This is a genomic window from Microcoleus sp. LEGE 07076 (assembly GCF_015207455.1).
Lineage (GTDB): Bacteria > Cyanobacteriota > Cyanobacteriia > Cyanobacteriales > Microcoleaceae > Microcoleus.
This window is the reverse complement of record NZ_JADEWV010000203.1, coordinates 1-10,235: the sequence shown is the minus strand read 5'-3', so window position 1 is coordinate 10,235 and position 10,235 is coordinate 1. Positions and strand designations below refer to the sequence as shown.

The following is a 10,235-nucleotide window of genomic DNA, read 5'->3' as shown; positions in this document are numbered from 1 at the left end:
GGGGAATGGGGAATTGTCTCTTGCTTCTTCCTTCTTCCCTCTTGCTTCTTCCTTCTTCCCTCTTTCTTCTTCCCTCTTCCCTCTTTCTTCTTCCCTCTTCCCTCTTGCTTCTTCCTTCTTGCTTCTTGCTTCTTCCTTCTTCCCTCTTGCTTCTTCCTTCTTCCCTCTTGCTTCTTCCCTCTTCCTTTCATTCAAACACCGATCGAGCAAACACAATTGCCGCCACAACTGGCGATCCAACTCCAAAGTAGGATGAATGCAGCGCAAAGCCTGCAAATCTCCCAGCATTTGCAGCGCAACCTTCCAGTAAGGTGATTGCAAAATGTACTTCAATTCACTTTTGAGGCGAGTTTCCAAAGCCGGAGCTCGGCCGTTTTCACATTGAATCCGGTAATAAATCCCACTTTCGAGGGCGTGGCGGATGTATCCTTCTGTTTGCGATTCAATTACAAATCCCAACCGCACCGCAAACCGCACCGCCCGATAAATTCGCGTCGGATCTTCAATAAAACTGTTAGCGTGCAAAACTCGAATTTGGCGCGCTTCCAAGTCTAGCAAACCGCCAAAAAAATCCAACAATTCGCCGCAGTTAGGAACACCCAACCGCACAGCCAGCGCATTAATTGTAAAATCCCTGCGGTACAAATCTTGACGGATCGAACTCGCTTCAACTTCAGGATTTGCAGCCGGATAAGCATAAAATTCAGTACGAGCCGTAGCGATATCCAGCCACAGCGAGCCGAAAGCAGAGTCTTTGTGCCACAATAGCGCGGCGGTTTGAAATTCACCGTGCACGTCCAAACGCGAGTCTGGGTAAAGCTTTTGCAGCGATGCAGCCAACTCGACACCGGCACCGCGGGCAGCGCAATTTCCATCCACTACCAAATCAATATCTGTTAGCGCCAGTTTACCATCGGCTGCTAATTGATTTTTGGGATTATTCTGTGCAACAGGCAAGATGCCTGTTCCACAAGAGTTTAATGTTGTGGGGTGGGCATCTTGCCCGCCCTTGGTGTCATTCAAACCTAAGAGTAAATCCCGGACTGCTCCGCCGACAATATAAAGTTGCCAGCCGCGCTCTCGGGCAATATTGGCGGCGATCGACAATAATTGCCATAATTCGGGACTAATGCGCGATCGCAGCAACTGCTCAACGGATGCGGGTAGGGGACAGTAGGACAATTGTGTATTACTTCCGCTGTCTCGCGCTTTTTGCTGGTGCAATTGGCGCAACACGTCGGTGCGAGTCACAATTCCCACCAGTTGGCCGTTTTCCAATACTGGTAAGCGCCCGATATGGTATGTCACCATTAAATCTTCAATTTCTGGCAGCAAGGTATCGGGGGCGATCGTTTTTAGCTGCGGAGTCATGTAACCCTTGACGGGGGCGTGACTGAAACCGTGGTGCAGGGCAATGTCAATGTCGCGGCGGGAAATAATGCCGGCGAGCCGTAGCTTGCGGGGCTCCCAGCCATCGCCCGCATCGACCACACAAAGCCCAGAATGCCCGTAACGCAGGAGGATACGGTGAGCTTCTCCCACGGAGGTTTCCGGGCGAATGCTCCGCACTGGAGACGACATTAATTCGCGGGCGGTTGGAGGCTGCGGGATTTGAGCTTTAAGTTCGTCAGCTAGTTGATTCAAAGTCAGCAGCGGGTCAACATCGCGGGTGGCGAGGGATGCGGCGCGGGCGTGGCCTCCGCCGCCGAAAGGTTTGAACAGTTCGCTGAGGTTTGTGCTGGAAATGCGCGATCGACCGATAATAGTTAAGCGGTTGGAAATTTGCGGTTGAGCGCTTTTGCGGTTGTTTTCGTTTTCACTAAATTTATAAACATTGCCTAAAAGCAGAGCATCTGTTTCAGTCAAATCCAGCAACCGGGAAGCTAGGGAAGAAAGTCCGGGAACAAAGCTGTCAGTAGATAGCAGCACCCAAGCTACTGTATAACCGTGCAAAGTTTCCGATCGCAAATTCTTCAGCGCTTCTGCGAGCAAATCCTGCAATTGAGGAGACAAAGCGGGTTCTACATACTCAGCGATTACCGGCAAACTCGCTCCTTGTTCCATCAACCAGGCTAAAGCTATGGCATCTCGCGCCGTTGCGCCCTCAAAGGTGAGGGAACCCGTATCGACGTGGATGCCCAGGGCCATGACTGTGGCTTCTGAAGGCAGCAGGCGGGATACTGTGTCGCCGTTTTCTACGGCATTTTTGAGCTTTTCTCGCAGTTTTTCGACAATTAATGTAGTGGTTGCTCCGACTGCTTCGATTTGTGTAACTGTGGCCCGGATGTCCAAATCGGCTTGCAGGTGGTGGTCGAAAACAGCTATTTCGTTGATGTGTGGCAAATCTAGCCATTCGGCGGCTTTTCCCAAACGATCGCGCACCGAGGCATCTACTATACTAATCGATCGAATTTGTTGCGGATTGACCGATCGGCGTTCGATCAGCGGATACTCGTCGCGGTGCAGTGCCAAAAAATCCCGCACTGTCGGGTGACATCCGCCCGCGAGCACGATTCTGCTACCGGGGCGCAGCACGCACAGTCCCACCGCAGCGCCCAAGCTGTCAAAATCTGCTGTTGTGTGGCACAAAACTAAGTCCATAGCCGAAAATCTCGCATCTCTATCTCACACACTAGCAATTTCTGGTGCTCTGAGACTCGATCGGGCTTTAACCGAGGCGTGTCAGCTTATGTCCAAACACCCCTGGCGGAGTTTAGGAATGAGAATTAAATAACTTGCAATCTTTATTGTTCTTGTGGGATGGGTGTCCCGCCCGTCCAGAAAGGATGGGCGGGAGAGCCCGTCCCACAAACTTGTCTAAATTATTTAATTCACGATCCTTACTCCCTGCTTTCGGCGCGGGTTTTACCTAGTGGTTCGCACGCTTTGGGCTTTAATTTAACCTTTCGAGTTTTCTGTGCAGTAGCGAACAATGATAAAATTGGTAAAAATATCGAGAGCTACTGGTGCCTGTTCGCGCAACGCCCGAATTTGCACGGTCTCTTTCGGATCGACCGACAATTTCTCGATCGACCATCTGGAAATTGTGATTCGATTTGAGATTTGAGATTTTAGATTTTAGATTTACTTGCAGCGCCGTGAATCTGGCAGCTTGAACTCTTAATCTAAAATTTTAGGATAGCCGCGACAAAAGTCGGATGCTTCCGTTTTTGGGCGGATCGAAAACTATAATCTGGAATGTTTTTCCGGGTTATGACAAACTATTTCTCGTCAACGCACAGTTATATAGAAAGGAGAAAAGATGTTATCAATTCTGTTTCAATTGGTTTTACTGGCTTTGGTACTGCTGTCTTTTGTGATGGTGGTTGGCGTGCCTGTTGCTTATGCCTCTCCCCAAAACTGGGACCAGTCTAAATCCCTGCTTTATGTCGGTTCTGGTCTTTGGTTTTTGCTGGTTATTGCAGTCGGTGTATTAAACTTTTTAGTAGTTTAATTTCGCCTAGCACTATCGAAAGAAGAAGGTAAAAGATAGAAAGTTGAAGGCATTAACTAGCGATTCAAAGGCATTCCGCATTCGGTAGAAGCCAGGAACGGTTAGAACCGCGCGACGAGCCTGTATGTTTTTGCACTTGAAATTTAGATAAAATGTTTCTGCTTTCTGACTTTTGCCTTCTCAAAAAAATATAACATTTCAACCCTAAAATCTAAACTAGAAAATTATGACTGTTTTCGAGGGAACTTTTACTCAAACAGAATCTTTGCGGTTTGCGATTGTCATTGGTCGTTTTAACGACATGGTAGTCAACAAACTTTTGGAAGGTTGTCAAGATTGTTTGAAACGCCACGGGGTTGATATAAATCCTCATGGAAATCAGGTTGATTTTTATTGGGTTCCCGGATGTTTTGAGATTCCTTTGGTGGCCCGCAAAGCAGCTCTTTCTGGCCGCTACGATGCGGTAATCTGTCTGGGTGCGGTGATTCGCGGCCAAACTCCGCATTTCGATTTTGTCGCTGGTGAGGTTTCTAAGGGAATTGCTGCTGCGGCTTTTCAAAGTGGAGTACCGGTGATTTTTGGGGTGGTGACGACTGACACTATGCAGCAAGCTTTGGAAAGGGCGGGAATTAAGAGCAATTTGGGCTGGAATTATGCAATGAGTGCTTTGGAAATGGGCACTTTGATGCGTCAAGTTAATGGTTTGGGTGGAAATTCTTACGATCGATTAGCTGCTGGGTCTGCTGTTGAAGTGCTGTCGGGCGATCGGGCTTAATGTATCTCAATATGTCATTCTAACTGGTTCCCAGGAAGAGTCGGGGAACGAAGATCAAATGAGGAGGATGAAACCAATGACTCAAACTTTTCAAGATTTATCAACCCAGCAATTTGCTGACTTATCGATCTTTCCAGGTACAAGTTGGGTTGTGTTAGCTGAGCCTGTGCATCAAGGATCTATTCACCGATTGAAGATGAAGCAAGGTACTGTAATTCCAGTTCATGTTCACCCGGCTGATGAGTACGTATTTGTCGTTTCTGGTCGCCTAAAAACAGGAGATCGAGTCTGTGAAGCAGGGTGTTTTTGGACAACGCCGAAAGGGACAAAGCAAGGAGCGCATGAGGCGTTAACCGATGTCGAGTTAATTACGATTCGACTTGGAGCAATGGGAGAATTTGAATGACATAACTTAAACTAAGTTTGGGATAAGAGGAACTAAATTATCACAAAATGTGTGAAATGACGATCGCACTTTGTAAATGTCAGGATATTTTTTCTAATGAAGTGCGATCGTGGCAGCTAATCCTATTTGGAATATAACTTGCAACTTTTGAAATTCGCTCGTCGCTTGTAGAATACTAGGTAAGCAAATCTATGGATACTGTCACCGCGAAAAGATTCTCGATCGCAGAATATCATCGTTTGGGAGAACTGGGATTTTTCGCTCCCGATGAGCGAGTAGAATTGATTCGCGGAGAACTTATCATCAAGGCTACTCAAAGTACGTTTCACTCTGTTTGTAACAGTCTTTTAGTTGAAGAGTTAATCCTTTTACTGACAAGACGCGCTCATATCCGTGCACAAGAGCCAATTATTTTGTCTGCTACATGATAGCGAACCAGAACCTGATGTGGTTATCGCCCGCAATCGCTCTGACAATTATTTAGCTTCTCACCCGGAACCTGCTGATATCTTGTTGGTAATTGAAGTTTCTGATTCAACTTTAAAGTACGATCAAAAAAACTAAGTTATCTCTCTATGCTGAAGCTGGAATTGCTAATTATTGGATATTTAACTTAGTCGATAATCAACTGGAAATGTACAGCGAACCTTATCAAAAAAGACAATGTGATTTTAATTATCGATCGCAACGAGTCCTTTTGCCTAATGAGACCGTGGTAATTCCGGGGTTTCCCGATTTGTCCCTAGATTTATGCTTGGTGTTTCCAGCCTAAGCTGAATTGACCATATAAGTCAATTTAAAACACTCGTCAATGTTCAGTATAATTTTATACATTTATTGGCGATCGCGATCGCCATTTGACTTACTGAGTATTGCATAATACATTTATTTCCTAAAATACTGAATTATTATCAACTTTTTAACTTAAAATCGCTAACTATCTAATATTTCTCAACAGTTTTATGAGATTTAGATGAATCTGGTTGCACAAATATGAGAAATCCGCTATGTTAAGTTTTGTGCAAGCACTGAGGCCGTCTCAACTCGATCCTAGAATAGCTTTCAGCATAAATGCTGTACAAACAGTATTTAACGTATTCTTAACAAACAGCCCTGAAAATAAATTTTCAGGTCATTTGTTAATGAAATCTTAAATAATCAATTTGTCCAGTTAACACCTAGGAAGCTGACCATAAAAGGGATTGATAATTTTGAGGTTCGCCCGGATACTTACAGTTACTTACCAACACGAAATTGCAACAATTTTATGGGTGACATTCAAGCTACGTTTACAGCGACAGACCGCGCTTTTCACATTGAAGGGTACGAAAAAATTGATTTCAGCTTGCTCTATGTAGATGGTGCTTTCAAGCTTGAAAATCCAGAAATTGCCGACTGTTACCGCCAATTTGGTCGCTGTTTAATGGTTGTAGACCAAACAGTGTACAGTCTGTACGGCCAGCAGATGCAGCATTATTTCAAGTATCACGAGATAGATTTAACAGTCTTTCCAGTGAATATCAAGGAACCGGATAAGACCTTAACAACTTTTGAAAGCATCATAGATGCCTTCGTTGATTTCGGACTCGTGCGGAAAGAACCTGTGTTGGTGGTTGGTGGTGGATTGACTACTGACGTAACAGGTTTTGCTTGCTCCTCCTATCGCCGTCGGACTAACTACATTCGCGTACCAACAACCTTAATTGGGCTGATTGATGCCAGTGTGGCGATCAAGGTAGCCGTGAACCACGGTAAGTTGAAAAACCGCCTGGGTGCTTACCACGCTTCCCAGAAAGTAATTTTAGACTTCTCTTTCTTAAAAACTCTGCCGATCGACCAAATACGCAACGGCATGGCAGAGTTAATTAAGATCGCCGTAGTTGGGAACAAAGAAATCTTCGAGTTGTTAGAAAACTACGGCGAAGCATTGCTCAATAGCCATTTTGGGTATCTAGACGGCACATCCGAACTGCGCGAAGTCGCACATCGCTTAACATACAATGCGATTCAGTCGATGCTGGCCCTAGAAGTACCAAACCTGCACGAGCTAGACTTAGATCGAGTGATTGCTTACGGTCACACTTGGAGTCCGACGCTGGAACTAACACCGGAAATTCCGATGTTCCACGGCCATAGTGTCGCTATCGATATGGCTTTTTCGGCGACTATTTCTCAACAACGTGGCTATATTTCGATCGCCGATCGCGATCGTATCCTAGGATTAATGAGTCGCCTCGGACTAGCAATTGACAGCCCCTATCTCACATCAGAATTGCTCTGGAAAGCCACAACATCCATCGCCCGTACCCGCGATGGCCTTCAACGGGCGGCGGCACCGAAGCCCATTGGTGAATGCTTTTTCATGAACGATTTGACTCGAACTGAGTTGGATGAAACCCTAACGGTGCATCGAGAAATCTGTCAGGGCTACCCGCGTCGTGGCGATGGCGAAGATATGTACGTAGTATTGCAGAAAGTTGCAAGTCGTTCCACAGCCGGGGTATAAAGATGAAACCTGTTACCCCAGTCGGGATTTTAGCGGCTAAACTGGAAAGTCTGGTCGAGGAAGCAAAGAAAATCGATAATCTCGATCGAGCTTTCAAGACAGAATTACAACAAGCCTACGAATTAGCAAATGGTCTCGATCCATACCTGAACCTTTGTACCACAGCGGAATCTCCCGCCTTAGCCACCTTAGTAAAGCGCACCCAATCAGAAGATTGGAGTCAGCGATTCTCCGACGGCGAGACAGTGCGCCACTTGGAACAAGAGATGCTTTCGGGCCATGTGGAAGGCCAAATGCTGAAATTTCTCGTCCATCTCACCAAAGCACAGCGCGTGCTAGAAATCGGGATGTTCACTGGCTACTCAGCCCTAGCAATGGCCGAAGCCCTGCCGGTTGATGGAGAAGTCGTAGCCTGCGAAGTAGATGCTTACGTCGCTGAATTTGCCCAAAAGTGTTTCAACGAATCGACTGCTGGCCACAAAATCTCAGTGAAGGTTGCGCCAGCCTTAGAAACCATGAAACAATTGGCTGCTGCTGGGGAGGTGTTCGATTTAGTGTTTATCGATGCTGACAAAGCTGGATACACAGACTATCTCGATTTACTGCTCACCACAGGGCTGTTGGCTCCCAATGGCTTGATTTGTGCCGATAATACTCTGATGCAGGGACAGCCCTATTTGTCGGGTACTGCTACTGCTAATGGAGTTGCGATCGCCAAATTCAACCAAGCTCTAGTTGATGATCCGCGCCTAGAGCAAGTGTTACTGCCGCTGAGAGATGGATTGACTTTAATTCGGCGCGTTTAGTAGAACAAAACTTAGGCGTCAAAACCAAAAAAACCGGGTTTTTTGCCATATTCGGCGGGCTGTAACGAAGTCCGAGCAAAAAACCCGGTTTTTAACCACCCGTGCGTAATATCAAATCCGCGCTTCATCGGCACGATCCATCTCTCTGTTCTGGAGACTCTGCGCCTGCGTAGCTTCAACTGCGGTTTAATCATTCAAAAACCGCCGCTAATGAGAGTATTTACTTAGTAAAAAATTATGATCGAAACAGTTTCAAAGGCAGCGATGCCATCTGAACAGGAAACAAACGCGACGACTAGGCCCTTCCAGACAGTCAAAACCATAGCAACCTTAATTTTGCTGCTATTGGTACTCCCCCTGAATCTCGCTTTAACTGCGATCGCCCTACTGAGATCCATCATCCTCAAACCGTTTCAGTCTCGAACGATCGCGGACTCTCCCCAAACGATTTTGATCGGCGGCGGCAAGAGAACCAAAGCATTACAGCTAGCTCGATCTTTCCATAAGGCCGGTCATCGGGTAATTTTGTTTGAAACCCACAAATACTGGCTGACAGGTCATCAATACTCTTGGGCGGTCGATCGCTTTTACACAGTACCAAATCCCCAGGCAGAGGAATACGCTGACGAAATCTTAAAAATTGTCCAACAAGAGGGAGTTGATGTTTTCGTTCCCGTCTCTAGTGCAGGCGGCAGTTACTACGATGCCAAAGCCAAAAGCGTACTTTCTCCTCACTGTACGGTAATGCAGCTAGATGTCGAAACTCTGGAACGTTTGGATGATAAATATGAGTTGGCCACCGCCGCCGAAGCGTTGGGGCTGGGAGTTCCGAAGTCCTACCGCATTACTAACCCGCAGCAAGTAATCGATTTTGATTTTAGTAACGCAAAGCGTCCATATATTATCAAAAGTATTCCCTACGATTCTATTCGCAGGTTAGACCTGACGAAGTTACCCTGCGCCACTGAGGCGGAAACGGCCGCTTTTGTCAACTCATTACCAATTTCCGAGAGTAAACCTTGGATTATGCAAGAGTATATTCCAGGGCAAGAATTCTGCACTCACAGTACAATTCGTGATGGTCATATTCAGTTGCATTGTTGTTGCAAATCGTCGTCGTTTCAGTTGAATTACCAGCATATCGATCGCCCGGATATCGAAAATTGGATTCGTCAGTTTGCCAAGAGTCTCAATCTGACAGGACAAGTTTCCTTTGATTTCATGGAGGCGGCGGATGATGGAGAGATTTACGCGATCGAATGCAACCCGCGCACCCATTCAGCTATCACGGTGTTTCACGACCATCCCGATGTGGCAAAAGCTTATTTGGAACCCGACCCTTTACCGCAGATAGTGCAGCCTTTGGCATCTAGTCGCCCGACTTACTGGATTTACCATGAAATTTGGCGATTGGTGACTCATTTGTGGTCGCCCAAGCTAGTTTATGAGCGGTTACAAATAATCGCCCAAGGCAAAGATGCCATCTTCGAGTGGGACGATCCGCTGCCGTTTTTGATGGTGCATCATTGGCACATTCCCTTGTTGTTGTGGGGAGATTTACAGAAGTCGAATGAGTGGATTCGGATTGATTTTAATATTGGCGAACTTGTGGAAATAGGGGGAGAGTGAGTATGTCAGTATTACGGGTTTTGCATTTAGTAGGCTCGGCAGTTAGCGATTTTTACTGTGATTTACCCTGGTTAATGAGCCGCCTCGGACTAGCAATTGATAGCCCTTATCTGACATCCGAACTGCTCTGGAAAGCCTCCTAACGGAATTGCGATCGCCAAATCCAACCAGGCTCTAGTTGACGCTCCGCGCGTAGAGCAAGTGTTACTGCCGCTGAGAGATGGGTTGACCTTAATTAGGCGCGTTTAGAGCGTGTTCTCTTGCCCCGGAGCTCCCCCCTAGCCCCCCTTAATAAGGGGGGACAAGAGCATTCTCAAAGTCAACCCGTACTCCCCTTAATAAGGGAGAAATTGCTCAAAGTCCCCCTTATTAAGGGAGATGCGAGGGGGATCTAATCTGTGGCGATAGTCCGTTGATTTGGTATTAGGAAATTGTTTACTGTTATGCCCAAAAATTATGCTCGAAACCGTTTCAACTACAGCGATGCCATCTGAACAGGAAACAAACGCGGCTTTTAGGCGCTTCCAGACATCAGTCAAAACCATAGCAACCTTTATTTTGCTGCTATTGGTACTGCCCCTGAATCTCGCTTTAACTGCGATCGCCCTACTGAGATCCATCATCCTCAAACCGTTTCAGTCTCGAACGATCGCGGACTC

At 46.5% G+C, this 10,235-nt stretch carries 9 protein-coding genes and 2 pseudogenes; 10 read left to right on the top strand and 1 reads right to left on the bottom strand.

What is annotated here, in order from left to right; genetic code table 11:
* On the bottom strand, positions 1-2,601 hold a 2,601-nt coding region (locus tag IQ270_RS24335), incomplete at its 3' end, for a CBS domain-containing protein (RefSeq protein WP_228056653.1).
* A gap of 661 nt (positions 2,602-3,262) precedes the next feature.
* Here IQ270_RS24335 and psbZ point away from each other — a divergent pair.
* The 10 genes and pseudogenes from psbZ to IQ270_RS24285 all read left to right on the top strand — a co-directional run.
* On the top strand, positions 3,263-3,454 hold the full coding sequence (gene psbZ / locus IQ270_RS24330) for a photosystem II reaction center protein PsbZ (RefSeq protein WP_193975757.1): 192 nt from the start codon (positions 3,263-3,265) through the stop codon (positions 3,452-3,454).
* Positions 3,455-3,680: 226 nt separating this feature from the next.
* Positions 3,681-4,229, top strand: a complete 549-nt coding sequence (gene ribH, locus IQ270_RS24325) for a 6,7-dimethyl-8-ribityllumazine synthase (protein ID WP_193975756.1) — start codon at positions 3,681-3,683, stop codon at positions 4,227-4,229.
* A 76-nt stretch (positions 4,230-4,305) separates the two neighbouring features.
* Entirely contained in the window at positions 4,306-4,635 is a 330-nt protein-coding gene (locus tag IQ270_RS24320; protein ID WP_193975755.1) for a DUF4437 domain-containing protein, read from the top strand.
* A 191-nt stretch (positions 4,636-4,826) separates the two neighbouring features.
* Positions 4,827-5,407 (top strand): annotated as a pseudogene (locus tag IQ270_RS24315) (Uma2 family endonuclease).
* A gap of 495 nt (positions 5,408-5,902) precedes the next feature.
* Positions 5,903-7,141 (top strand): sedoheptulose 7-phosphate cyclase, encoded by a 1,239-nt coding sequence (locus IQ270_RS24310; protein WP_193975754.1) that lies wholly within the window; start codon positions 5,903-5,905, stop codon positions 7,139-7,141.
* A 2-nt stretch (positions 7,142-7,143) separates the two neighbouring features.
* Positions 7,144-7,947, top strand: a complete 804-nt coding sequence (locus IQ270_RS24305) for an O-methyltransferase (protein ID WP_193975753.1) — start codon at positions 7,144-7,146, stop codon at positions 7,945-7,947.
* A 237-nt stretch (positions 7,948-8,184) separates the two neighbouring features.
* Entirely contained in the window at positions 8,185-9,576 is a 1,392-nt protein-coding gene (locus IQ270_RS24300; RefSeq protein WP_193975752.1) for an ATP-grasp domain-containing protein, read from the top strand.
* Positions 9,577-9,578: 2 nt separating this feature from the next.
* Entirely contained in the window at positions 9,579-9,719 is a 141-nt protein-coding gene (locus IQ270_RS24295; RefSeq protein ID WP_193975751.1) for a hypothetical protein, read from the top strand.
* A gap of 4 nt (positions 9,720-9,723) precedes the next feature.
* On the top strand, positions 9,724-9,825 hold the full coding sequence (locus tag IQ270_RS24290) for a hypothetical protein (protein ID WP_339384309.1): 102 nt from the start codon (positions 9,724-9,726) through the stop codon (positions 9,823-9,825).
* Positions 9,826-10,032: 207 nt separating this feature from the next.
* Positions 10,033-10,235: pseudogene (locus tag IQ270_RS24285) on the top strand (ATP-grasp enzyme); the annotation flags it as partial.

Excerpts from the sequence above, each read along its gene's own strand:
- IQ270_RS24300 (WP_193975752.1), top strand. The coding sequence starts at position 8,185 with ATGATCGAAACAGTTTCAAAGGCAGCGATGCCATCTGAACAGGAAACA.
- IQ270_RS24295 (WP_193975751.1), top strand. The coding sequence starts at position 9,579 with ATGTCAGTATTACGGGTTTTGCATTTAGTAGGCTCGGCAGTTAGCGAT.
- IQ270_RS24320 (WP_193975755.1), top strand. The coding sequence starts at position 4,306 with ATGACTCAAACTTTTCAAGATTTATCAACCCAGCAATTTGCTGACTTA.
- IQ270_RS24310 (WP_193975754.1), top strand. The coding sequence starts at position 5,903 with ATGGGTGACATTCAAGCTACGTTTACAGCGACAGACCGCGCTTTTCAC.
- psbZ (WP_193975757.1), top strand. The coding sequence starts at position 3,263 with ATGTTATCAATTCTGTTTCAATTGGTTTTACTGGCTTTGGTACTGCTG.
- IQ270_RS24305 (WP_193975753.1), top strand. The coding sequence starts at position 7,144 with ATGAAACCTGTTACCCCAGTCGGGATTTTAGCGGCTAAACTGGAAAGT.
- ribH (WP_193975756.1), top strand. The coding sequence starts at position 3,681 with ATGACTGTTTTCGAGGGAACTTTTACTCAAACAGAATCTTTGCGGTTT.